Genomic DNA, 25,017 nt, shown 5'->3' on the forward strand with positions numbered 1-25,017 from the left:
TTATACATTGGAGCTTAGTTTGTCTCAGCCATTTACCGCCACTGACGAGCAATTTATGCGTCGTGCCATAGAACTTGCCGCACAAGCCGAGAAAGAGGGCGAAGTGCCTGTCGGTGCGGTGTTGGTTAAAGATGGCGAAATCATTGCCGAAGGTTGGAATCAGTCAATTGGTGCTCATGATGCGACAGCACATGCTGAGGTGCAAACCTTGCGTAAGGCAGGTCAGGCGATGGGTAACTATCGCCTATTGGATACTACGCTATATGTGACGCTAGAGCCTTGCCCAATGTGTGCGGGAGCGCTGCTACATAGCCGAGTAAAAAGAATTGTATTTGGTGCGCCCGATTTAAAAGCTGGTGCGGCAGGTACAGTGTTGAATTTATTTGAGCATCAAGCGGCTTATCATTACGCAACCATTGAGCGCGGATTGCTAGAAGATGAATGTCGCCAGCAATTACAGGCGTTTTTTAAGCGTCGTCGCAGTGAAATAAAGGCGTTAAAACAAGCCAATCAGAACGCTCAGGATGAGCAGTAGAAGAGTTTTTAGTTAGCAAACATAGTCTCTATGTCTGCTAACTTACCAGTCAAGCTAACTCACCAATTAAGCTAGGTTGCCAGACAATTGCATAAATGCACGATGGCGAGCAATCACCTTTTTCTTGTTATTTGCTAGTTTGCGTTTACGGCGGTTAGCAGAAACAGTCTTTTTAAGGCGTTTTGATTGCATGCTACGTTTTCGCATAAAACAACCTCCACGGTTAAAACGAAAAAATCCCCACCCGATTCCAAGTGAAATCAGCTGTTATTTAATTAGATTTGAACATCAGATGTTGAAAGCATGAATATGCTTTAACGCTGAGGGGGCAGAGAGTATGTATGGTTTGCTAGATAGAATTCAAGGGAAATCTGCATAAATCGAGATTTCCCTTGATTTAGAGTAGGTAAATCAGTGCTCAGAAAGCGAGTTAGTGTCTTCTGATGCGCTGACGCTATTCGCAGGTGTTGCAGTTGATACGCCTACCGCTGATGAGATTGAGTTTCTCGCACCGGAAATAATGGATGGGTCCAGCTCAATAACGGTTAAGTCATTAATATCGATCTCACCTTCGTCCGGCGTTTGTTGTTCAATATGACCGATAATACTTTGATAGTAACGGCGAATATTCTCAACGTAGTTTCTCGCTTCATCACCACGAGCATAGCCATAGCGAGTTTGGCGATGGTATTTCGCCTGACGAAGCAATGGTAAGCGTTCTTTTACGTCCGCCCATTGATCGGGGTTGCCACCTTGTTTTTTAGTCAATCTACGCGCATCCATCACATGGCCGTAACCAACGTTATAAGATGCAAGTGCAAACCAGATTTTCTCATGTTGATCGATAGAATCAGGAATACGCGCCACCATACGACGTAGATATTCCACCCCACCTTTCACTGACTGTTCAGGATCGAGGCGGTTGGTCACCCCAACACTTTTCGCTGTCGGTAGGGTTAGCATCATCATACCCCGTACACCGGTTGGTGAGCGTGCAATTGGGTTCCAGTGTGATTCTTGGTAAGCCAATGCTGCAATTAGGCGCCAATCAAACTCTTCTGAGTACTCTTTAAAGAGAGGTGCCCACTTAGGTAGCTTATTATCCAACGCACGAATAAACGCACGGGTGTCCACGTAATCAAAAGTGCCGACATGGCCGATGTATTTTTCTTCAAGCTGTGCCAAATCACCTGATTGCTGCAGGGTGCCAAAGAATTCAATCACCATCGCATAGAGGCTTTCATCATCAGAGCGACGTAAAAACCAAGAAGTCGGTTGGTCTTCAGTTAGGTCAAAAGCGGTCGCCACATCTGGGTAAATACGTTGTGAAAGAGAGACTTCAATTGAATCGGCCACAGTGAAGAGAATGTCACCTTCAGAGACTTGTTTCAGTAGATCACTGACATCTGCAGTGTCGTCGATCTCAAAGGTAAACTCAGGATGCTGTGCTTGAATTTTACTCAGAGTTTGTTTTAGGTGTGAATCACTGACGATGGTCACGACAGACTGACCATCATTTGCTTTGATTAACTCTTCTTGCTTGCTGAGCAACTGTTCCAAGTTACGTGGGCGCCACTGACCTTTTTCATAAATCAGTTGCTGACTGACATAGTAGTAAGCTGGGCCTGGGCGAAAACGCTTTATGCGATCAGGGGATTGAGTTAAGCCCGCTGCAATAATATCGATTTCACCGTTCTCTAACGCAGGATAGAGATTTGATATCAGGTAGGCTGGTTTCATTTCTAAGCGCACGCCAAGCTCTTCGGCAAATTTTCGAGCAATTTCGTAATCCAACCCGGCAGGGCCGTCGGGACCGATATAGTATGAAAGTTGGTTATTGAGCGTGCCGACACGCAGCACTCCACGTTCGCGAATTTGGTCTAAATCGCTTTTCGGTGCTGATTCAATTTGACAGCCAGCTAGCATTACTGCGCTTAAGGCAAGCAGGAGATATGTTCGTATTGTAATTAGAATTTTGCTACTCATGCATGGTTTCTCGTACTTCTCGTACGGTCTTTATATCAGAGTAGGGCGCTAAGACAAAATAAAGCTGAGATAAATCAGACTGCTTCCATGTACCCACTGTATGGAGAATGAAAAATGGCGATAACGAACGGCGAGGCGTTGCTAGAGCAAGGGTTGTGAACATTGAACAAGTTTACTGCAATGAGTCGTAATTCAAATTTGACAAAAAAATAAAGCAAACGTTTGCTTTTGATGTTACATCACAAAAATAAATCGATTATAATGCGCCCGCACCCTGAGGTGAAATTGGTATAGGTTATCGATGTTTCTTCGTTAACTATCTGAATTTATTCCAATATTACCTTAACCAATTGCAGAGAGACCTAAGCACATGAGAATTTTGCGTGGCTCCCCAGCTCTTTCCGAGTTTCGTATTAACAAACTACTCGAACTGTGTCGTGAACAGCAGTTACCTGTGACTGATATTTACGCAGAGTTTATGCACTTTGCCAACCTAACGGCAGAGCTTGATGCTGCTGAGCTAACTAAGCTTGAACAGCTTCTTACTTACGGACCAACCATCGAAGAGCATGAGCCACAAGGTCTGCTACTTTTGGTTACCCCACGTCCTGGCACGATTTCCCCATGGTCATCTAAATCGACGGATATCGCTCGCAACTGTGGCTTAGATAAAGTCAAACGTCTTGAGCGTGGTACGGCGTATTACATCGAGTCTTCAATCGCACTGAACGATGAGCAAGTGGCAGCGCTTAAAGCGCTCATTCACGACCGCATGATGGAAGCGGTATTCTCTGAGCTTGAAGCGGCCGATGCTCTATTTAAAGTATCAGAACCTGCACCAGTGGCGCATGTTGATATCCTTGCTGGTGGTCGTCTTGCGCTTGAAAACGCAAACGTTTCCCTTGGCTTGGCGCTAGCGGATGACGAGATTGATTACTTGGTTGAGAGCTTTACTAAGCTGGGTCGCAATCCAAACGACATCGAGCTGATGATGTTTGCTCAAGCAAACTCTGAGCACTGTCGTCATAAGATTTTTAACGCCGATTGGACTATCGATGGTGTTGATCAACCTAAATCTCTATTTAAGATGATCAAAAACACCTTTGAAACCACGCCAGATCATGTGTTGTCTGCATACAAAGATAACGCAGCAGTAATGGAGGGATCTAAAGTCGGCCGTTTCTTCCCGGATCCACAAACACGTCAGTACAACTACCATCATGAAGATGCGCATATTTTGATGAAGGTGGAAACCCATAACCACCCAACGGCAATCTCTCCTTGGCCGGGCGCTTCAACCGGTAGTGGCGGTGAAATTCGTGATGAAGGCGCAACGGGTATTGGTGGCAAACCAAAAGCGGGTCTTGTAGGTTTTACGACGTCTAACCTACGCATCCCAGGCTTTGAGCAGCCGTGGGAAACGGATTTTGGTAAGCCAGGCCGCATTGTAAACGCACTCGATATTATGCTCGAAGGCCCACTGGGCGGCGCTGCATTTAACAACGAATTCGGTCGTCCAAACCTACTTGGTTACTTCCGCACCTACGAAGAGAAAGTAACTTCTCATGCGGGTGAGGAAGTGCGTGGTTACCACAAGCCAATCATGATTGCTGGCGGTATGGGTAATATTCGTGATGAGCATGTGCAGAAAAAAGAAATTCCTGTCGGTGCCAGCCTAATCGTTCTTGGTGGCCCAGCGATGAACATCGGTCTTGGCGGTGGTGCAGCGTCTTCAATGGCGTCAGGCCAGTCAGCTGAAGATCTTGACTTTGCTTCAGTGCAACGTGAAAACCCAGAGATGGAACGTCGTTGTCAGGAAGTGATTGACCGCTGTTGGCAGCTAGGTGAGCACAACCCGATCGCTTTCATCCACGATGTGGGCGCGGGTGGCATTTCGAACGCACTACCTGAGCTGGTCGATGATGGTGAGCGTGGTGGTAAGTTCCAGCTACGTAATGTACCAAATGATGAGCCTGGTATGAGCCCACTAGAGATTTGGTGTAACGAATCTCAAGAGCGCTACGTTTTGGCGGTTGCACCAGAAAATATGCCAGCATTTGAAGCGATTTGTCAGCGTGAGCGAGCGCCGTATGCAGTCGTAGGCGTAGCAACGGAAGAGCGTCACCTAAGCCTAGAAGACTCGCATTTTGATAACACGCCAATCGATATGCCAATGGACATTTTGCTGGGTAAGCCACCAAAAATGCATCGTGAAGCGACGACGTTAAAAGTGGAAAGTCCTGCTATCGTGCGTGATGGTATCGAAATCAACCAAGCGATTGACCGTGTATTGCGTCTACCAACGGTGGCAGAAAAAACCTTCTTGATCACCATTGGTGACCGTTCGGTAACCGGTTTGGTTGCTCGTGACCAAATGGTGGGGCCTTGGCAGGTGCCAGTGGCAAACTGCGCAGTGACAGCAGCAAGTTACGATACTTACCATGGCGAAGCGATGTCGATGGGTGAGCGCACTCCGGTGGCTCTACTTGATTTTGGCGCATCAGCCCGCCTTGCTGTTGGTGAGTCATTAACCAATATTGCCGCAACTGCTATTGGCGATATCAAACGTATTAAACTCTCAGCTAACTGGATGTCTCCAGCTGGCCACCCAGGTGAAGATGCCGGTCTTTATGAAGCGGTAAAAGCGGTGGGTGAAGAGCTTTGTCCAGCACTTGGTTTGACTATCCCTGTGGGTAAAGATTCCATGTCAATGAAGACCAAGTGGGAAGATAACGGCGAGCACAAAGAAGTGACCTCTCCGCTATCACTGATTATCACTGCCTTTGGTCGTGTAGAAGATGTACGTAAGACAGTGACGCCTCAACTTCGCAATGATCAAGGTGACACTTCACTCGTGTTAGTCGATTTGGGTAACGGTAAAAACCGCCTTGGTGCAACAGCACTGGCGCAGGTTTACAAACAGTTAGGTGATAAGCCTGCTGACGTTGATAGTGCAGAGCAGCTAAAAGGCTTCTTTGATGCGATGCAAGCACTAGTGCGTGATGACAAATTAGTGGCATACCACGATAAGGGCGATGGTGGTCTGTTTGTGACTCTAGCGGAAATGGCTTTTGCAGGTCACTGCGGCGTGAAAGCGAACATTGAAGCACTTGGTCAAGATACGTTAGCTGCGCTATTTAACGAAGAATTAGGCGCCGTTGTTCAAGTGAAAAATGATGACCTTGATGCGGTTCTTTCAACGCTTGCAGCGCATGGTCTTGATGCGTGTAGCCACGTCATCGGCTCAGTTGACGCCTCAGATTCGATGGTGATTACCTGTGGCGAACAAGTGATTGTAGAGCGTTCTCGTACCGAGCTACGCACGATCTGGGCAGAAACGACACATAAGATGCAAGCACTGCGTGATAACCCAGCCTGTGCGGACCAAGAGTTTGCTGCAAAAGGCGACAATACTGACCCTGGTCTAAACGTTGCTCTGAGCTTTGACGTTAATGAAGATATCGCTGCGCCGTATATCGCAACGGGCAAAAAGCCAAGAATGGCCATTTTGCGCGAGCAAGGCGTCAACTCTCACGTTGAAATGGCGGCAGCCTTTGACCGTGCAGGCTTTGAAGCGGTTGATATTCACATGAGTGATATCTTAACCGGTCAAGCGGTATTGGATGAATATCAAGGTCTGGTTGCTTGTGGTGGTTTCTCTTACGGTGACGTACTGGGTGCTGGTGAAGGTTGGGCGAAGTCGATTCTATTTAACCCAGCCGCTCGTGAACAGTTTGAGACCTTCTTTAACCGTCAAGATACTTTCTCATTAGGTGTCTGTAACGGTTGTCAGATGCTTTCTAACCTAAAAGAGCTGATCCCAGGTGCAGAGCTATGGCCACGTTTTATGCGCAATGAGTCTGAGCGTTTTGAAGCGCGCTTTAGTTTAGTGGAAGTACAAAATGTGACTCGGTATTCTTTGATGGTATGGCGGGATCCGTATGCCGATTGCGGTTTCGCACGGTGAAGGTCGTGTCGAAGTTCGTGATGCGCAGCACTTAGCAGCACTTGAAGCATCGGGCACGGTAGCGGTACGTTACGTGGATAACTTCGGTAATCCAACTCAGCAATATCCAAATAACCCGAATGGTTCGCCAAATGCGATTACCGGTCTTACCACGCAAGACGGTCGTGTGACTATTATGATGCCACACCCTGAGCGTGTATTCCGCACCGTTGCCAATTCATGGCATCCAGAAAACTGGGGTGAGAATGGTGCTTGGATGCGTATGTTCCAAAATGCACGTAAGAACCTGAGTTAAATTCGATTCTTAACTCTCGACTCTCTGTCGGGTTTTGAGAGCGGTTCACGATTCATTATTGATAGTCACCGCTAGCAACCTAGCCGCCAAAGCGTTTGCCTTGGCGGCTTTTCTTTTTGGTTTGCACAAAAAATAAGCACAAAAAGCGGTAAGCCCCTAGATTGAAAGCGTGGTTTATGCTCTAATACGCCGCCCCAAAGGAGGGGAATGATAGACTTAGCTGAGCGGGAATGCAGCAGGCGAAGTCATTGTTAATAATTGATTAGAGCAAAGACTATGACCACAAGTAAAAAGTTTGCAATTCGCGTTTCTGAAAAGCGTAACGGTTGGTGTGCGGAGATCACTCGCCAAGTTACTTCTCGCAAGCAAGTAGTATCAAAGCGTGAACAAGGTTTCGAAACTGAAGCGCTAGCGCAAGAGTGGGCTGAAAAAGAGCTAGCTCAATTTATCGAAAACCAAGTTAAGCGTAACGAGCGTAAAGCTGAGCACCGTGCTGAGCGTAACGAGCGTCAAGAACGTGAAATTGCAGAGCGTAAAGCTGCAGCCCTACGTAAGCGCGCTGAAGCAGCTCTAGCGGCTGAAGACGAAGATGAAGACGATTTCTAAGCACTAGAAGTTAGTGAATCTAAAAAAACCGCCTAATGGCGGTTTTTTGCTATCTAGTTTTTACTCTCTATGGGTATAGAGCATGACTAGCGAAATTGTCCCACTTCAGGTAGGAATTCAAACCCAGCAGTTGCCAGTTTTGCTTCTAGATCTTGACGATTGATATCGAAAAATTTCACCAACTCATCCAGATCCCCAGAAAAATCATCACGTAGCTTAAGATTGACGATACTCATCAGCATGATTGGATCCATGCTGGCAAATTTTGCTAAATCCATGTTTAGTCCTCAAAGTCTGAGATCAATAAATTCGCCGCAGCAAAAGCGGCTTTTTCACGCACCTGCATATCAAGCTCGGTATTTGCGGCGATTTCATTTAGGGTACGTACTGCGCAGGTGATCGCTTGTGGAATGTAGCCTTGGTCGCCACTGCCAATTTGTGCGTACAGTTCACGTACCAAATCACAACAATCGTAAACTTTCATCATGTTACTTCCAATATAAATGAGAACTTGTCTCAATATACACAGTGTAAATAGTAAATACAAAGCCTGCGTTAGACAGGAGATTGAGCGATCGCAAGCCTTGCATAGAATCGATGAATTATTACTCAGTGCACCAAATTAAACTGCTAGTTGTTGAGTTGAAGTTCCAGTTGTTGCGTCACTTCGGGTGCCAACTTGAGCTGTTTGGCTAACTCTTGTAGATACGCTTTTTCCATAAAGTTCTGTTCATCCACCACAATCAACGAAGCCAGATAGATCTCTGAAGCTTGTTGTGGTGTTTGCGCTAATTGTGCAATTTGTATCGGGTCAAGGGGCTTGTTCAGCTCATTATGTACAAGCGATCTTAGTTGCTCATCTGCGCCAGCTTGTGCAATGGCAGACTCTATCTGAGCCATTTCTTGCGCATCGACATGACCATCCGCTTTCGCTGCTGCAATCATCGCTTTAAGGATCAGTTGTTCGTGAATTGCATTGTTGGCATCAAACGGCTCAGTTGTAGGTTGTGATGCCGTTTGTTTACCTTGCCAGTCGTTATATACCTTATAGGCTAGTGCGCCAAGAGCAGCTGCTCCGCCAATTTTTAGGGCATTTTTACCCACTTTAGCGCCGATTTTCTTGGTCTTTTTCGACCCCATTAGCAGGCTCACTAAGCCGCCGCCCACGGCACCAGAACCCAGCGATTTCAGTGAGTTTGACGTTGAAGCGTTTTGTAACTGCTCTTTGCCTTTATTGACGATATCTGAATTGAGCGCCTGATTTAGAAGAGATTTTATGTCCATCGTGAGCTCCAATATGAGTGATAGCAAACCTAAGCACTCAGACTAACAGAACAAAATGAACAGGGGATTAATAGCAACGTGTTGAGAAATGAGAGTTTAGAATTGAAAATTGGTGGGAGAAAAATGAAAGAGCCGAAAAGTTATCCCTCTCGGCTCTAATATTTCAATCTTAGCGTTCTATATTCTAGAATAGTTATTCCGCAGCGTAACCATACATGCCAAGTAGCTCGCCATCGAGGTAAGCACTTTTGCCATCACGCATTTCTAAGCGACCTTCAACAAACCACTTGGCGACCATCGGATAGATACGGTGCTCTTGGTTTTGTACTCGCTCAGTGAGGGTTTCTACCGTGTCTTCATCAAAGATCGGCACTTTAGCTTGCAAAATTACCGGGCCGCCATCGAGTTGTTCGGTGACAAAGTGGACGCTGGTGCCGTGTTCTTCATCTCCCGCATGAATGGCGCGCTGGTAGGTGTTTAGCCCCGGGTATTTAGGTAGCAGAGAAGGGTGAATATTGATCATGCGGCCCATATAGTGGCGAACAAATTCACCACTGAGAATACGCATAAAGCCAGCAAGAATGATCAAGTCTGGCTTAAATTCATCCATTTGACGCATCAATTCATGATCATAAGCATCACGAGTATCGAATGCTTTAGTATCAAGGAAGATGCCCGCCGCACCTGCGTTTTTGGCGCGCTCTAGCGCATAGGCTTCCGCTTTATTTGAAAATACAGCGGTTACCTTGCCATCTTTGATGGTGGTTGTGCACGCATCAATAATGGCTTGCAGGTTGGTGCCATTTCCGGAAACTAAAACAACAATACTCTTCATACTTAGTTAATCTCTACTTGCTCTTCACCAGCTTGTGCGGGTGCGATAGTACCGATAACCCATGCTTTCTCGCCTTCTTGCTCGAGCAGTTTTACCGCAGCTTCTGCTTGGTCTGCAGGAAGAGCGACGATTAAACCCACACCGCAGTTAAAGGTGCGGTACATTTCGTGGGTAGTGACGTTACCTTGCTGCTGCAACCATTTGAAGATCACTGGCCATTCCCAACTCGTACCATCGATCACCGCTTTTGTACCTTCAGGTAGCACGCGGGGAATGTTTTCCCAGAAGCCGCCGCCAGTGATGTGTGAAATCGCATGAATGTCGTGTTGCTCAATCATTTTAAGTGCAGACTTAATGTAGATCTTGGTTGGCTCCAGTAAATGTTCACCAATCGTACGACCTTCAAGTTCTTGGTTTTTATCGGCACCAGAGACTTCAAGGATTTTGCGTACTAGCGAGTAACCATTTGAGTGAGGGCCACTTGAACCTACCGCAATCAGTGCATCACCTGCTGCTACTTTAGTGCCATCGATGATGTCGGCTTTTTCTACTACGCCAACACAGAAGCCTGCAACATCATAGTCTTCACCTTCGTACATACCCGGCATTTCAGCCGTTTCACCACCAATCAGCGCACAACCGGCTTGAACACAACCATCAGCAATACCAGAGACGACATCTGCCGCAGTATCAACATCGAGTTTGCCTGTTGCATAGTAGTCAAGGAAGAATAGGGGTTCTGCACCTTGTACGATCAAATCGTTCACACACATTGCCACTAAATCGATACCGATGGTGTCATGTTTGTTCATATCCAACGCTAGACGGAGTTTGGTACCTACGCCGTCAGTGCCAGAAACTAACACAGGTTGCTTGTACTTGGTTGGCAGTTCACAAAGTGCACCAAAGCCACCAATACCGCCCATTACTTCAGGGCGACGAGTACGTTTTACGGCACCTTTAATACGATCAACAAGCGCATTACCTGCATCAATATCAACGCCAGCGTCTTTGTAGCTTAAAGAAGTGTTATTACCACTCACGGGAAGTCCTCGGTCTAGTCAGTCGGATATGAGAAATCGGCGCTATTCTAACAGTGGATAAAGTGCAATAGCAAACGTTTGCGCAAGTTTTTTATCTGACATTAGATCAAGAAATGCGGTACGAAATCGTTTATAATCTGAAGGTTTATTTGAAATTTACCCTATAGCCGGAGATGGACATGAAAGTTGTTGAAGTTAAACACCCTCTTGTTAAACATAAAATTGGTCTAATGAGAGAAGGTGACATCAGCACAAAACGCTTCCGTGAGTTAGCGACTGAAGTTGGTAGCCTACTGACTTATGAAGCGACTGCGGATTTTGAAACCGAGAAAGTAACCATTGATGGCTGGAACGGCCCAGTAGAAGTTGATCAAATCAAAGGTAAAAAAGTAACAGTAGTGCCAATCCTACGTGCTGGCCTTGGTATGATGGACGGCGTACTTGAGCACATGCCTAGTGCACGTATCAGCGTGGTAGGTATTTACCGTGATGAAGAAACGCTAGAGCCAGTTCCTTACTTCAACAAGCTGGCTTCAAACATCGACGAGCGTATCGCACTAGTGGTTGACCCAATGCTAGCGACGGGTGGTTCGATGATCGCAACTATCGATCTACTAAAAGAGAAAGGCTGTCAGGCAATTAAAGTACTTGTACTTGTTGCTGCGCCAGAAGGTATTGAAGCACTTGAACGTGCACACCCAGATGTTGAGCTTTACACTGCAGCTATCGACGAGAAGCTAAACGATAAAGGCTACATCGTACCTGGTCTAGGTGATGCAGGCGATAAGATCTTCGGTACTAAATAAGCCGAATTAATGAAAAGAGGAGCTTAAGCTCCTCTTTTTTGTGTTTAATTTCGCACGCTGCGTTTTGAGCGTCGAGCTGCTCTCAACTCTTATTGTCGCTTTTCTATTTTTTCAGACTCAAGGTTCCGCCAACACGTGAGGCAGAGCTTGGTTTATGCTCGCTTGGTTTGCGGTTCGTTGGTTTGGCATAATTTGGCTTTGAAGTGCTTGGCTTTCCGTGACCTTTTGTCGTAACTTGGCTTGCTATTGCTAGGTTTGCCATCACGGCCTTTAGCAAATTCACCATCACGTTTAGTTTGACCATAGCCTCTGCTGTCGTTGTCACGAGCTTTGTAGTTTGGCTTATCATTACGGCGCTCATCACGACGTGAGTCAAAACGCTCGTTACCACGTTCATTCGCTCGTTCATTATTGCGTCCGCTGTTGCGACCTTTGTTTGAGTTTGGCGCATGGCGGTATTCATCAGCATTGCGGCCTTTAAAGGTACGGGCAGTTTGATTACGACGAGCTGTCGAGCCTTGGTTTTCTTCACGGCTATCATAGAGCTTCGCATCAGTCGCTTTACGAATGCGTTGGCCTTTGGCATCAGTTTGTGAGGCTTCTTGAGTACCACTTGAGCCTTCACACATTGCGAGTAGCTGGTTGATTTCATCATCGCTAAGGTAGCGCCAACTGCCGTTAGGAATACCATCAAGGCTGATGTTCATAATACGCACACGGCGAAGTTTGAATACTTCGTAGCCCAATGCTTCACACATGCGGCGAATCTGACGGTTAAGACCTTGAGTTAGTACGATGCGGAAAGAGAATTTAGTCTCTTTCGTCACTTTACATGGCAAGGTGACGGTATCGAGGATGTTGACACCTGAGCCCATCTTTTGCAGAAACTCATTGGTGATCGGTTTGTCGACACGCACGACGTATTCTTTCTCGTGGTTGTTACCCGCACGCAGAATCTTGTTAACGATATCACCGTCATTGGTCAGGAAGATTAAGCCATCAGAAGGTTTATCAAGGCGGCCTATTGGGAAGATACGCGATTTATGACCGATGAAGTCGACGATGTTGCCAGGAATATCACGCTCAGTAGTACAGGTAATACCGGTTGGTTTGTTTAGCGCAATATAGATTGGCTTTTCTTTCGCTTTAAGTGGTTTGCCATCGATGCACACGTCATCGCCGAGTTGAACCTTAGTCCCCATTTCTGGCAGATTACCATTGATGGTTACTCGACCTTGATCGATAAGTTTATCGGCCTCACGGCGTGAGCAATAGCCTGTTTCACTGATGTATTTGTTTAAGCGTTTAGCGTTATCTTGTGTCATAAATCGTTCTCTTAACGTTTCCCAACGGCAAATTGTAAAGTGCCACATAGCTCCGTTATATGGCGGGGCGAGATTGTAGCAGCGCGAGTCAAATTAGCCCATTCGTTTTTGATGGCGTTCGCGATTCTCTAATTTTTTTTCATTGCTTTTACGCAGCAGAATGTAGACGGCACCAGTGCCACCATGAAAGCGCTGAGCACTATGTACACATTGAACATCGTTAATCTGCGTCAACCATTGTGCGACATAGCTTTTCATTAACGCTGGTGGATTTGAGCGTTCGCCACGTCCGTGTACGATCACCACGGTACGAATATCCATGGACATACATTGCTTTAAGAAATGCACCACTTCATCGCGTGCCTCTTTGAGGGTTTTACGGTGCAAGTCGAGTCTGGCTTGAATAGGATATTTGCCGAGGCGCAATTTGCGATAAACACCATCTTGTACGCCATCACGTTTAAACTCAATCACGTCATCTGGTTTAATCATCGGGGCATGATCAATCGAAAGATGCTCAGGGTTATCACCGCTAAGCCAAATGGCGGCTTCGCGTTTAGCAAGTTGCGCTTGGCTTACTTGGTGACTCTTTTTTAATTCAGCGGTGTCGTTATGTAGAGGCTTTACGTCGCCCATCATTTGTTGAAATAGTTCGAAGTCGTCTTGAGACATGACTGCATCTCAGGCTGATAACTCAATAGCGTAATTATACGGGGAATAACGGATAGATGACCATTTTTTGCGATGCAAAGGCAGAAAAAAACCGAAGCAGAAAAGTTATCTACTTCGGTGCAAAGTGATTGCTAACAGCTAACTTGAGCTAAGCGATCTAGTGAGGAGATTTGTCAGTCATTACCTTGTAAACGAAGAAACTGCCATAAAACAGCATAAGACCAAAAGCAGCGAATATAACGATCATTGAAGAAAGTCCAACGGCATTACCAAAAAGGAGTTCGAGCCAAAAGTCCATGTTTCCTCCAAAGTTCCGAAGACAGTACTAGGGTAACCAGTGAAATATAATTGTTAATGATCTGGATCAATTGTGTTTTAATGGTTGCTACTGTGTTGTTCTTAGTGTGTTTGTGATCACGCAATAAGAATTTGTGCTGGAGTTTTGAGCGAACGAACCGTTTAACGACATAAAGTTAAGAAAACCACTTGCGTTGCGCGAGAGAATCAGTAATATACGCATCCGTTGACGGGCAAAGCGCTCGAATAAAACATCTCGGTGAATAGCGCAGCTTGGTAGCGCATCTGGTTTGGGACCAGAGGGTCGGGGGTTCGAATCCCTCTTCACCGACCATATTAAAAAAGGCTCTGCAATGTGGAGCCTATCTTGAACATCGAGTTAAGAAATCACACTGTCGGGGTCAGGAAGCCCTGCCGCGTCGAATTCCTTTCAGCGATCATCTTTGAAGAAGCCGTAGTGGAAACACTACGGCTTTTTTGCATTTGCGCATCAGCAACGTATGAGGTCGGGCGCGGAATGCCGCCCAGCGGGTGCGCCAGCCCGAATGAACCTTTTCACCGGAAGCCGCAGTGAGAATGCGAGGGGCTTAGCATGCTTCAATGCTTTGTCGGTAGTAAAGACTAATACTTAAATTCACAAGTAGCCGTTTCACTCTTTGAACGCTGTGTAACGTTAAATCCTCGCTGTTTAAGGAGTAAGGGTAGATTGTCGCGACCAACTAAATGTAACGTGCCCACGACAACCAAGTAGTTACCGCGGCGCTCCGGAAATATCGTAGCTTTGGATAACTTATCTGCCCAATCGTGATTGCGTTGGTAGATAAAATCATTTTCCATTTTGGGCGACATATCTGCGAGTTTGGCAAACTCTTGGAGTTTAACGCTATCACCGCGTTTCCAGCTTTCAATTAAACAGTGGGTTGCGCCTTCATTGTGATCAAACTGTTCGACAGCGCTCGTGAGTAATTCCTCGCCATCATTGTCTAAGTTTGCTAACAGGTCTATCTGAAACTGCAGTGACTCTAAGCTGTAAACGGGTTTATTCTGCGATGCTGCCATCGACATGAGTTGAACATCGACACCATCTTGAGGTTTGTAACCTAAATATTCCATTTGCTTGATTTGCACTGTTAGTGCTGACGCCCATGGTGGCGATAGAAGCAAGGCTTGCGGATCGAGGCCCAATAAATGAGCGATTCCTGTCAGCTCTTGTTCTCCTTGCTGATCGAGAACTTGGGCCGTCGTTTTCTGAGCGATTGGGTAACGGACATTGCCCGTATGACGAATATCGGCTTCGAGCACAATGCCGTCAGAATGTTGTAAGAAGGTGGTGACGTTTACTGGCAGGGGATACATGGAATCATCACCCACATGGACCGATCCAACAATGAGGTAGTTCAGATTTCCTTTACTCGCTTGCCAGTAGAGAGGCTCTGCCGATACAGACGATGCCACCATTAATAACAGAGCTAACCAGCGAAAGTTCTTCATGATTGTCCTTAATGTTCAAGTTATTTGGTAAGCATGAATCGAACGAGGCTCCGGCGCAATAAATAATGTTTATCAGATCAAGCGGGTCTAAAAGATGAGCTTTGCTGTTGCAAAAAAATAGCGGTAGGTGATTCACGTCTAGCCCGAATGGTCAGCATATATTAAGTGTGTGTTTGTAAAGTGACCGTTGGTTTTTAAGATGAAATAAGCGTGATAAAAACAAAACTAAATTTTCTTCGTGAATTAACTCGCGAATATCAATGGAATTTTTATTGCACATACAAAAAAGCCCAGCATGTGCTGGGCTTTGGTGTTTGATATTGAATTACGCGATTTGTGTTTGCTGCTCTTCAATTTGTTGTTCGTTGCTAATTGGTGATTCAGCACCGTGCATCCAGCGAACCAACGTGTTTGAGAACAACAGTAGAATTACACCACTGATTGTCGCTGTAACTGCAATGCCGCTAAAGATTGATAGCGCACCAAGTTCACCAACGTGTGAACCAACGTAGCCTGCTACGTAGTTGGCAATCGCGTTACAACCAAACCATGCGCCCATCATCAATGATGCAAGACGTAGCGGAGCCAGTTTAGTTACAAGAGATAAGCCGATTGGTGATAGGCATAGTTCACCCAGTGTATGGAAGAAGAATGCGCCCACTAGCCAAAGCATAGAGGTTTTCACCGTGGTGTCGCCACCTTGTTCCATTACTGCACCAACCATACATAGGAAACCTAGTGCGAGGAAGAACATTGCTAGGGCAAACTTAACTGGTGAGTTTGGTTCACGTTTTCCTAGCTTCACCCACAGTACAGCAAGCAACGGCGCAAGCGTAATGATGAAGAACGGGTTTAGTGATTGGAACCAAGCTGCAGGCACTTCAAAACCGCCAATCATACGATCAGTGTATTGTTGAGTGTAAATATTCATTAGACCACCGGCTTGCTCAAAGCCAGCCCAGAATACGATGGTAAATACACTCATCACCAGAATCACTTTAATGCGATCGAATTCTTCTTTTGTTAGTGGTTCTTTTTTGTTTGAGTTTTTAAGTTCAAGATCGCGTTTTGCCGCTGGTTCTCTACCAATATCACCAAGCCATGATTGTGCAAGGGTCATTTGCATTACTAGGCTCATAAGCATACCGACACCCGCAGCGACAAAGCCCGCTTTCCAACCAAACTCGTTAGTTACAGAGCCTGAGATTACGCCAGCAAGAAGTGCACCGATGTTGATACCCATATAGAAGATAGTGAATGCGCCGTCACGACGGTTATCACCTTCTTTGTATAGGTCACCTACCATAGTAGAAATGTTTGGCTTAAATAGGCCGTTACCCGCGATAAGTAGCGCAAGACCTAGGTAGAAACTGTGCAGCACGCTCAAACCTAGCACATCAGCAGGAATTGCTAGTGTGAACTGACCAATAGCCATTAGCGCACCACCGATTAGGATCGAACGACGCTGACCTAGGTAGTTATCTGCCAACCAGCCACCGATTAGTGGTGTGATGTAGACGAGTCCAGTATAGATGCCGTAGAGATCTAGAGCATCTTTAGTCGACCAGCCTAGACCGCCGTTTAACGTAGTGTCTGTTAGGTACAATACTAGGATTGCACGCATAGCGTAGTAGGAGAATCGCTCCCACAACTCAGTACCGAAGAGTAAGAACAGCCCACGTGGGTGTCCAAGAATTTGATGATGTTGTGACATAAATTTTACTAATGCTTATTGTTAAAGAATTTTATGTGGGCATCATCTATACATTAGAAAATAAATCATTGCAAATTATTAAATTGTTGGAATTTGCATGACTAATGTGACAAGTGTAGGTTTTTGGTGGTTTGCGGTCACTTGTGGCGAAATTTCACAAGTTAAAACTTAGCTTGCAAAAATTCCGTTTGACGTAAAATTGAGTTTGAAAGGAATAAAAGGGCGCGGAGCGCCCTTTATCGTTCAAAAAATAATGGATTAGTAAGCGTCATTATGGACGGCTTTGACTGCTCGACCGGATGGATCCGCGTTGTTTTTAAACGATTCATCCCATTCAATTGCTTTGGCTGATGAACAAGCTACCGAAGGTCCTCCAGGGACACATTCTGCTGCCGAAGGTAGCGGGAATAGCTCTTCAAAGATCTCGCGATATACGTAACCTTCTTTGGTTGTAGGTGTGTTGTATGGGAAACGATAAGCTGCGGTTTCCAGTTGCTGATCAGTCACTTTTTCATCGGCAACGGCACGTAAAGTATCAATCCAGCTGTAACCTACACCGTCAGAGAACTGCTCTTTTTGACGCCACGCGATTGATTCAGGTAGGTAGTGTTCAAAACATTCACGCAGAATGTGTTTCTCCATCTTGCCGTTACCACACATTTTGTCTGCAGGGTTGAGACGCATTGCGACATCAATAAACTCTTTATCTAGGAAAGGTACTCGTCCTTCAACGCCCCAAGCGGCTAATGATTTATTGGCGCGCGCACAGTCGAACATGTTAAGTGCTAGCAGCTTACGCACAGTCTCTTCATGGAACTCTTTCGCATTTGGTGCTTTATGGAAGTACAAATAGCCGCCAAAGATTTCGTCAGCACCTTCGCCAGATAACACCATCTTGATGCCCATCGCTTTGATTTTGCGACCCATTAAATACATTGGCGTTGAAGCTCGGATGGTGGTCACATCATAGGTTTCAATGTGGTAGATCACATCACGAATCGCATCTAAGCCTTCTTGAATGGTGTAGGTCATTTCATGGTGTACAGTACCGATTTGGTCTGCCACTTCACGCGCTGCTTTCAAATCAGGCGCGCCTTCTAAGCCAATCGCAAAAGAGTGCAGTTGTGGCCACCATGCTTCAGATTTTTCATCATCTTCGATGCGCATCGCAGCAAAGCGTTTTGCTACTGCCGAGGTAATCGAAGAATCAAGGCCACCGGAGAGTAATACACCATAAGGTACATCTGTCATTAGTTGGCGTTTTACCGCGGCCTCAAGCGCTGCTGTCAGTTCTTCTTTGCTTGAATGGTTGTTTTCAACCGCTGCGAACTCATTCCAATCACGCACATAGTAACGTTGTGGTTCGCTATCCGCGCTGCCGTAGTAACTGCCTGGAGGGAACTCACTGATGGTTTTACACACTGGAACTAGAGCTTTCATTTCAGAGGCAACATAGTAGTTACCGTGCTCGTCATAGCCTTGGTAGAGCGGAATGATGCCGATGTGGTCACGACCGATTAGATATTGATCTTTCTCTTCATCGTAAAGTGCAAAAGCGAAGATGCCGTTTAGTTCTTCGAGTAGCGCTTCGCCCATTTCTTGATATAGAGCAAGGATAACTTCACAGTCTGAGTCCGTTTGGAAGTCGTATTTATCTTGGTAACGCGCACGAATCTCTTTGTGGTTGTAGATTTCACCGTTAACAGCCAATACCTGCTTACCACTCGGGCTATAAATAGGCTGCGCGCCACTATTTAGACCGACGATTGCCAAACGCTCGTGCGCAAGAATCGCGTTGTCAGACGCGTAAATTCCTGACCAATCTGGACCACGGTGACGTAATTTTTTAGACATTTCCAATGCGATTGGACGAAGCTGCGTGGTATCTGTTTTTATATCTAAAATCCCAAAATTGAACACATAGCACTTCCCTCAGTTAAATTTTGTTTATCTCTTTGACTATAAAATTGCCATTCAGATTAATAAATGCAACCTTAAGCGATAAAAAAGATGACAAAATACCCATTCAATTAGATAGCATTTAATATATTTCCTTTTGTTAAAAAAATCCACCATCTGGTGGATTTTAACGCAAATTAGCATATTTTTGTGTGGTTATTGTCGATGAAATTCAGGATGTAACTGATCACACACATTATTGGCAAAACCGGCACCTGCTTCACTGTAAATATTGAATGCGGCATCAACACCTTGCTCAAGTAAACTGTCCATTTGATCTTGGTATTCTGCAATCGCGGCTATTTGTCCTTTAAATTTACGTGCTTGCAGTTGCTCTAAAGCAATTTGGTTACCTTGGTGATTTGGCATGGCTAGCAACACCAATTTCACGTTCGCGGTGTAAAGGATGCGTTCCCAAAAATCAGGGTCGGTGGCATCGCCCTGAATAACATTACGTCCTTCTTCTCGGTGTCGTTTCGCCGCGTCATCACGAATTTCTATTCCTAGACTAATTTTGCCGTAGTTGCTGACCAGTTCATCGTAGGCCCCGGTTCCGATACGGCCCATACCTAAGATCAGTACTTGAGCGCTACCAGGATTGATGAACTGATCGCGAATATTGATTTTTTCAGCGGCGGTTTCTTTTAGCCAGCGACTGGAGCGTTGGTATAACTCATGCCCATGACGGTTGATAGGCGCTGCGAGAACAAACGATATCGAAACTGCCAGTGCTAGCGCGACGAGGATATCTGAATTCATCCAGCCCATTTTAAATGCTAAGCCGCCAACAATAAGGCCGAATTCACTGAAGTTAAAGAGACTCAGTGAAGTGAGTAATGAGGTGCGAACACGGAACTTAAATGCGTTGAGAATAAAGAAATAGAGCATGCCTTTCAGTGGCAAAATCAACAAGAAGAGCAACGCAAGCGCCAAACCCGTTAATGTTGGTTGCGCAGACAAACCGATATTTAAGAAGAAACAAACTAAAAAGAGTTCCTTGAGGTTAAATAGTGACTTTGAAAGCTCAGAGGCTTTTTTATGACCGGCGAGTAGCATGCCTAGGATAAGTGCGCCTAAATCCGCTTTCATACCGACCAGTTCAAACAGGCCTGCACCGACGACTAGGGCGAAAAAGACACCAAATAGTACGAGCATCTCTCCGTGACCAACCCAGTCTAGCAATTTGTAGAACGCAGGGCGCAGAAGTGGTAGGGCAAACAGAACGATCGCGTACCATTCGGGAATTTTTCCTGTTGATGCAGTGAGGAAAATCACCGCAAAGATATCCTGCATAACCAGAATACCAATGGCAAGTGTGCCATAGTTAGCATTCATCACCTTTTCTTGCAGTGATTTAACCGCAAATACGGTACTTGAAAAAGAGAGAGCAAAACCGAGAAGAACAATCTGTTCTATGCTCATCGCCGCGATAGCACTAACGCCGAGGATTTTGAGCAGTAGTAACGCCACACTGAATAAAGCCGTGGATAGGATATTGTGAATAGTTGCCCCCGCCCAAATTTCTTTAGACAGTAGGGTTTTGATATCGAGCTTTAGACCAATAGTGAAAAGAAGCAGTGTCACGCCTAGATCGGCGAGAGTGATAATAGTGTCATTGCTACTAAAGCCAAACGCATTCAAGCCAAACCCTGCGAGCAAGAAGCCAACAAGAGGTGGAAGATTACATTTAAGAGCGATAAAGCCAGCGGCAAACGCGGCAGAAATCAGTATTAAATCCATACAATAATTATTTTATATCCGCAAAAACAAAGGCTACGTCATTGACGTAGCCTACATATTTTAACCGAGAGGTCACTTAATCTATCAATCTTCGAGCAATTTTTGTAACAAAACGCCGTTTAACATGGCACGTTTGATCATCGCAAATGCGCTCAATGTTTGTTGCTTGTCGATGTGTGAAGCAACGATTGGCAGCTCGGCGTGGAAGGTTTAAGTGACTGGTTTTCTACGTTGCGTTGAATCGCAGGGAATAAGATGTCGGCACTAGAAGTGATGTCACCTGCAATAATAACTTTCTGTGGGTTAAATAGGTTAATCGTAATCGCGACCGCTTTACCGATTTGGTTACCTACTCGTACCAACGCTTGCTGTGCAAGTTCATCGCCGCGATTAGCGTGTTCACATACTTCTTTAATGGTAATGCTATCAACTTGAGTCAGGCTAGATTCATAGCCTTGTGCAATCAGCTTTTTCACTCGATCAACAATTGCTGGGTTCGCAGCAACGGTTTCTAAGCAGCCAAAGTTGCCGCACTGGCACTGTTCACCCAGAGGGTCGATTTGAATATGGCCAATTTCACCGACGTTACGGTTGTAACCCAAGAAAACTTGACCGTTAACGATGATACCAGCGCCTGTACCGCGATGGACACTGACCAAAATAGAGTCTTGGCAATCTTTACTTGCGCCGAAATAGTGCTCTGCTAATGCCATACCACGTACGTCGTTACCAACAAAACATGGCACGTGGAAGGTATTCAGGATCAAATCGCCCAAAGGTAAATTGTCGACGTTGATATTTGGCATGTATTCAACCACACCAGATTCTGGGTTTACCAGACCAGGTAGGGCGATACCCACCGCAATCAGCTGATTGATGCTTGCTTGATTGTGTTGAATAAAGTTCTTCAAGAACAAAAGCAGGCCATCAACTAATTCACCTTGGGTGGTATAGAAGAATTCTTGGTGATCACTGACAAGTTCTTTGCCGCCGAGATCAAACAAGCTAAATTGAATGTAATCTCGACCTAAGCGAACCGCAACGGAATGGAAAGGTTCCACTTCTGTTGTTAAAGAGATGGCACGACGGCCACCTGTAGAAGCTTGTTGGGCGACCTCTTTAACAAGGCCGCGCTCAAGAAGTTGGCGGGTTATTTTTGTCACGCTCGCTGGCGCTAATTGGCTAACATCAGCCACCTGAATCCGAGATATCGGACCTTGCTGATCGATTAACCGATAGACTGCTGCACTATTTAGTTGTTTAACTAAATCTACGTTACCTATTTGTCCGCCATTCATGTTTATACTTGCTCGTATTGTCCGTTTACAATATTCGCTTGGATAGTAAAGTCACGATCAAAAACAGTTAGGTTTGCAACCATTCCTGGTTTAATGCGGCCTAGTTTATGATCTACACCGATAGCTTTTGCAGGATACAAAGTGGCCATGCGGAGTGCTTCATCCAAAGCGATGCCGACGTGCTCAACTGTATTTTGCACTGCTTCAATCATTGTCAGTGCTGAGCCGCCTAGTGTGCCATTTTCATCAACACACTTACCATCTCGGTAATATACTTTCTTACCTACAAAAATAAAGTAATCCATGTTAGCACCGGCAGGAGCTGTGGCATCGGTCACTAATACTAATTTTTCGCCCTTAATTTTGTGAGCGATTCGAATATTTGCGTAATCGACATGGAAGCCGTCTGCGATGATACCAGCATAAACGTCTGCTGTATCGTAAATCGCACCAACAACACCAGGTTCACGACCAACCATTGGGGTCATTGCATTAAATAGGTGAGTGGCAAAAGTAATACCGTGTTCGAAGCTTTGACGCGCTTCTGCGTAAGTGGCATTGGTGTGGCCAATTGACACAACAATACCGGCATCACGAAGACGTTCGATGTGTTCAGGGTTGTTGTGTTCAGGCGCAAGCGTTACTTTCGCAATCACATCTGCGTTTTCACACATGAAATCAATCATGCTGTTATCTGAAGGACGGATGTAATCAACGCTGTGAATCCCTTTTTTTGCAACGTTAAGGTAAGGGCCTTCAAGGTGCAAACCTAGAGATTGGTTTTGGTATTGCGCGTGGTAGTCACGTGCAGCTGCAACTGCTTGGCGCATGTTTTCATCTGATGATGTAATCAGCGTAGGTAAGAAGCTTGTACAACCTGATTTTAGGTTGGCTTGATGCATAATTTGAATGGTGTCAGCGGTGATTTCATCATTGAACATCACGCCGCCACAGCCGTTTAGCTGCAAATCAATAAAACCTGGGCTAAGGTTGGCACCTTGTAGATCACGAGTTTCGATATCCGCTGCAAGTTCTGAAACTGGAGAAACAGAAACGATTACACCGTTATTAATGACTACTGCATGGTCACGAAGAACGTCGCTGCCTGTATAGATTTTACAGTTAGTTAGCGCATACATGATTGACTAATCCTTATATATTGAAATCTAGTGTTAAGGCCATTCAAATTGAAGGGGAATTCCTCACTCGTTTACTTAATTCGTAAGCTTCAATTAGGCCGCAAAATATCTTTTATTGAGAGATAAAGCCCTCAATATTCTCAACTTGTGTGCTTTTCATCGCGAAATGTTTGGTACTAATTTATAATTTTATTATAACGCTTGAAGCCTTATTCAATCTACATCTAACGCAGATATGAACGTGTATTGATAGTGCGAATGATATCTTCAAATCGCCATTTTTTTGAATTGTAAAATAAGTTTTATGATCTCGCTAGCAAAAACCTTCGGCTAGACCCTTTTCTGGTGATTACGATCACAAATGGTAAGGTTTTAATTTGCGGAGCAAAATTAATATCATAAACTGGCCTTGACTAAATTGAGCCACTGAAAAAAGTCGCTCGACCAAAATACAAATCCTATAGGGGGAACTTAAGGTGAATATTCTTGGATACTTCCAGCAGGTAGGTAAGGCACTTATGGTGCCGGTCGCTACACTTCCTGCAGCAGCAATACTTATGGGTATTGGTTACTGGATCGACCCAACGGGTTGGGGTGGTAACAGTGCGTTAGCCGCGTTTCTAATCAAAGCGGGTGCGGCTATTATTGATAACATGTCTGTACTGTTCGCAGTGGGTGTTGCGTACGGTATGTCAAAAGATAAAGATGGTGCAGCAGCACTTTCTGGTTTCGTTGGTTTCCTAGTTGTAACAACACTTCTATCTCCGGGTGCAGTAGCACAAATTCAAGGTATTGATCCAAGCGCAGTTCCTGCAGCATTTGGTAAAATCAACAACCAATTCGTTGGTATCCTAGTTGGTATCGTATCTGCTGAACTATACAACCGTTTCTCAAGTGTTGAATTGCACAAAGCTCTTGCATTCTTCTCTGGTAAGCGTCTAGTTCCAATCCTAACTTCATTTGCTGGTATCGTTATTGCGTTCATCCTAATGTACGTGTGGCCAACAGTATACGGTGGTTTGGTAAGCTTTGGTGAGAGCATTCAAGGTATGGGTGAGATTGGTGCAGGTGTTTACGCATTCTTCAACCGTCTATTGATCCCTGTCGGTCTACACCACGCACTAAACTCAGTATTCTGGTTCGACGTTGCTGGTATCAACGATATCCCTAACTTCCTAGGTGGCGCGAAATCTCTTGCTGAGGGTACTGCAACAGTTGGTGTGACTGGTATGTACCAAGCTGGTTTCTTCCCAATCATGATGTTCGGTCTTCCTGGTGCAGCACTAGCTATGTACCACTGTGCGAAGCCTAAGAATAAAGAGAAAGTAGCATCAATCATGATCGCTGCAGCATTCGCTTCATTCTTCACTGGTGTAACAGAGCCACTAGAATTCGCATTCATGTTCCTAGCACCTGGTCTATACGTACTTCACGCAGCCCTAACTGGTCTGTCTGTTTACATCGCAGCATCAATGCAGTGGATTGCAGGTTTCGGTTTCTCAGCAGGTCTAGTTGATATGGTTCTATCAACTCGTAACCCACTTGCGAAAGACTGGTACATGCTGATTGTTCAAGGTCTAGGTTTCTTTGCTGTTTACTACTTCGTATTCCGCACTGCAATCGTTAAGTTTGGTCTAAAAACTCCAGGTCGTGAAGACGACGAGCAAGAAACATCATCAGTTTCTGGTTCAAGCCAATCTTCTGAGCTAGCTCGCCAATACCTAAAAGCACTAGGTGGTCACGACAACCTAAGCTCAATCGATGCATGTATCACTCGTCTACGCCTAACAGTGAAAGACATGAGCATCGTTAACGAGAAAACGCTGAAAGATTTGGGCGCAATGGGTGTGGTTAAACTAGGTACAAACAACCTACAAGTTATCCTTGGCCCTCTAGCTGAAATCGTTGCTGGTGAGATGAAAAAAGTCTCTAAAGACGAAGATCTAAGCGGCGTTGAATTACCAGCGTAACTCTTTGCAGAGCATGCGCAGAGTAATTTGAACCTCTGACTACTACTTAAATTGA

The 25,017-nt window shown here is 45.4% G+C and carries 19 protein-coding genes, 1 tRNA gene and 2 pseudogenes; 6 read left to right on the forward strand and 16 right to left on the reverse strand.

All coding sequences use genetic code 11. The features are described 5' to 3' along the window. The first annotated feature begins 19 nt into the window (after positions 1-19). Positions 20-535, forward strand: a complete 516-nt coding sequence (gene tadA / locus Vt282_RS03545) for a tRNA adenosine(34) deaminase TadA (protein ID WP_269472598.1) — start codon at positions 20-22, stop codon at positions 533-535. A gap of 66 nt (positions 536-601) precedes the next feature. On the opposite strand, the gene Vt282_RS19895 is transcribed toward tadA, so the two are convergent. Together Vt282_RS19895 and mltF are read right to left on the reverse strand one after the other, a co-directional pair. Beyond that, a complete protein-coding gene (locus Vt282_RS19895) occupies positions 602-742 on the reverse strand; it encodes a hypothetical protein (protein WP_167515599.1) in 141 nt (46 codons plus the stop codon). 204 nt (positions 743-946) lie between these two features. Continuing rightward, complete coding sequence (gene mltF, locus Vt282_RS03550) at positions 947-2,521, reverse strand: membrane-bound lytic murein transglycosylase MltF (RefSeq protein ID WP_162062575.1); 1,575 nt, start codon at positions 2,519-2,521, stop codon at positions 947-949. A gap of 370 nt (positions 2,522-2,891) precedes the next feature. On the opposite strand from mltF, the pseudogene purL reads away from it, so the two are divergent. Continuing rightward, a pseudogene (purL, locus tag Vt282_RS03555) lies at positions 2,892-6,783 on the forward strand (phosphoribosylformylglycinamidine synthase). A gap of 276 nt (positions 6,784-7,059) precedes the next feature. After that, positions 7,060-7,389: a DUF3622 domain-containing protein gene (locus Vt282_RS03560; RefSeq protein ID WP_162046936.1), complete on the forward strand. Its 330-nt coding sequence runs from the start codon at positions 7,060-7,062 to the stop codon at positions 7,387-7,389. An 86-nt stretch (positions 7,390-7,475) separates the two neighbouring features. On the opposite strand, the gene Vt282_RS03565 is transcribed toward Vt282_RS03560, so the two are convergent. The 5 genes from Vt282_RS03565 to purM form a co-directional block, all read right to left on the reverse strand. Further along, positions 7,476-7,667 carry a DUF4250 domain-containing protein gene (locus Vt282_RS03565; protein WP_162062576.1) on the reverse strand — a complete coding sequence of 64 codons (192 nt, stop codon included), beginning with the start codon at positions 7,665-7,667 and terminating at the stop codon, positions 7,476-7,478. 2 nt (positions 7,668-7,669) lie between these two features. Further along, positions 7,670-7,873 carry a YaeP family protein gene (locus Vt282_RS03570; protein WP_162063668.1) on the reverse strand — a complete coding sequence of 68 codons (204 nt, stop codon included), beginning with the start codon at positions 7,871-7,873 and terminating at the stop codon, positions 7,670-7,672. Positions 7,874-8,019: 146 nt separating this feature from the next. Continuing rightward, a complete protein-coding gene (locus Vt282_RS03575; RefSeq protein WP_162062577.1) occupies positions 8,020-8,673 on the reverse strand; it encodes a tellurite resistance TerB family protein in 654 nt (217 codons plus the stop codon). A 193-nt stretch (positions 8,674-8,866) separates the two neighbouring features. Continuing rightward, the gene (gene purN, locus Vt282_RS03580) at positions 8,867-9,508 is read right to left on the reverse strand and encodes a phosphoribosylglycinamide formyltransferase (protein WP_162062578.1); all 642 of its coding nucleotides are present in this window, start codon (positions 9,506-9,508) and stop codon (positions 8,867-8,869) included. A gap of 2 nt (positions 9,509-9,510) precedes the next feature. Further along, a complete protein-coding gene (gene purM, locus Vt282_RS03585; protein ID WP_162062579.1) occupies positions 9,511-10,551 on the reverse strand; it encodes a phosphoribosylformylglycinamidine cyclo-ligase in 1,041 nt (346 codons plus the stop codon). A gap of 179 nt (positions 10,552-10,730) precedes the next feature. Between purM and upp the strand changes: the two genes are divergently transcribed. Further along, the gene (upp, locus tag Vt282_RS03590) at positions 10,731-11,357 is read left to right on the forward strand and encodes a uracil phosphoribosyltransferase (RefSeq protein ID WP_162046931.1); all 627 of its coding nucleotides are present in this window, start codon (positions 10,731-10,733) and stop codon (positions 11,355-11,357) included. Positions 11,358-11,509: 152 nt separating this feature from the next. Here the strand turns inward: upp and rluF are convergent, their stop codons facing one another. The 3 genes from rluF to Vt282_RS03605 form a co-directional block, all read right to left on the reverse strand. Beyond that, positions 11,510-12,682, reverse strand: a complete 1,173-nt coding sequence (gene rluF / locus Vt282_RS03595) for a 23S rRNA pseudouridine(2604) synthase RluF (RefSeq protein WP_162062580.1) — start codon at positions 12,680-12,682, stop codon at positions 11,510-11,512. A gap of 93 nt (positions 12,683-12,775) precedes the next feature. After that, positions 12,776-13,354, reverse strand: coding sequence for a DNA endonuclease SmrA (gene smrA / locus Vt282_RS03600; RefSeq protein WP_162062581.1), 579 nt, complete (start codon positions 13,352-13,354; stop codon positions 12,776-12,778). Between the two features lie 157 nt (positions 13,355-13,511). Beyond that, positions 13,512-13,652, reverse strand: a complete 141-nt coding sequence (locus tag Vt282_RS03605) for a DUF3149 domain-containing protein (RefSeq protein WP_162046928.1) — start codon at positions 13,650-13,652, stop codon at positions 13,512-13,514. 256 nt (positions 13,653-13,908) lie between these two features. Here Vt282_RS03605 and Vt282_RS03610 point away from each other — a divergent pair. Continuing rightward, positions 13,909-13,985, forward strand: a tRNA-Pro gene (locus tag Vt282_RS03610). 287 nt (positions 13,986-14,272) lie between these two features. Here the strand turns inward: Vt282_RS03610 and Vt282_RS03615 are convergent. The 6 genes and pseudogenes from Vt282_RS03615 to nagA form a co-directional block, all read right to left on the reverse strand. After that, positions 14,273-15,142 carry a TraB/GumN family protein gene (locus Vt282_RS03615; RefSeq protein WP_162062582.1) on the reverse strand — a complete coding sequence of 290 codons (870 nt, stop codon included), beginning with the start codon at positions 15,140-15,142 and terminating at the stop codon, positions 14,273-14,275. A 325-nt stretch (positions 15,143-15,467) separates the two neighbouring features. Further along, positions 15,468-16,856: a peptide MFS transporter gene (locus tag Vt282_RS03620; RefSeq protein WP_162046926.1), complete on the reverse strand. Its 1,389-nt coding sequence runs from the start codon at positions 16,854-16,856 to the stop codon at positions 15,468-15,470. Positions 16,857-17,114: 258 nt separating this feature from the next. Beyond that, positions 17,115-18,776 carry an asparagine synthase B gene (asnB, locus tag Vt282_RS03625; protein WP_162062583.1) on the reverse strand — a complete coding sequence of 554 codons (1,662 nt, stop codon included), beginning with the start codon at positions 18,774-18,776 and terminating at the stop codon, positions 17,115-17,117. 195 nt (positions 18,777-18,971) lie between these two features. Beyond that, complete coding sequence (locus Vt282_RS03630; protein ID WP_162062584.1) at positions 18,972-20,555, reverse strand: cation:proton antiporter; 1,584 nt, start codon at positions 20,553-20,555, stop codon at positions 18,972-18,974. Positions 20,556-20,639: 84 nt separating this feature from the next. Then, a pseudogene (gene nagC / locus Vt282_RS03635) lies at positions 20,640-21,853 on the reverse strand (DNA-binding transcriptional regulator NagC). 2 nt (positions 21,854-21,855) lie between these two features. Continuing rightward, positions 21,856-22,992, reverse strand: coding sequence for an N-acetylglucosamine-6-phosphate deacetylase (gene nagA, locus Vt282_RS03640; protein WP_162046923.1), 1,137 nt, complete (start codon positions 22,990-22,992; stop codon positions 21,856-21,858). Positions 22,993-23,468: 476 nt separating this feature from the next. Here nagA and nagE point away from each other — a divergent pair, with 476 nt between their 5' ends. Next, positions 23,469-24,962 carry an N-acetylglucosamine-specific PTS transporter subunit IIBC gene (gene nagE, locus Vt282_RS03645; RefSeq protein WP_162046922.1) on the forward strand — a complete coding sequence of 498 codons (1,494 nt, stop codon included), beginning with the start codon at positions 23,469-23,471 and terminating at the stop codon, positions 24,960-24,962. The last annotated feature ends 55 nt before the right edge of the window (positions 24,963-25,017 follow it).

Source organism: Vibrio taketomensis (assembly GCF_009938165.1).
Classification (GTDB): Bacteria; Pseudomonadota; Gammaproteobacteria; order Enterobacterales; family Vibrionaceae; genus Vibrio; species Vibrio taketomensis.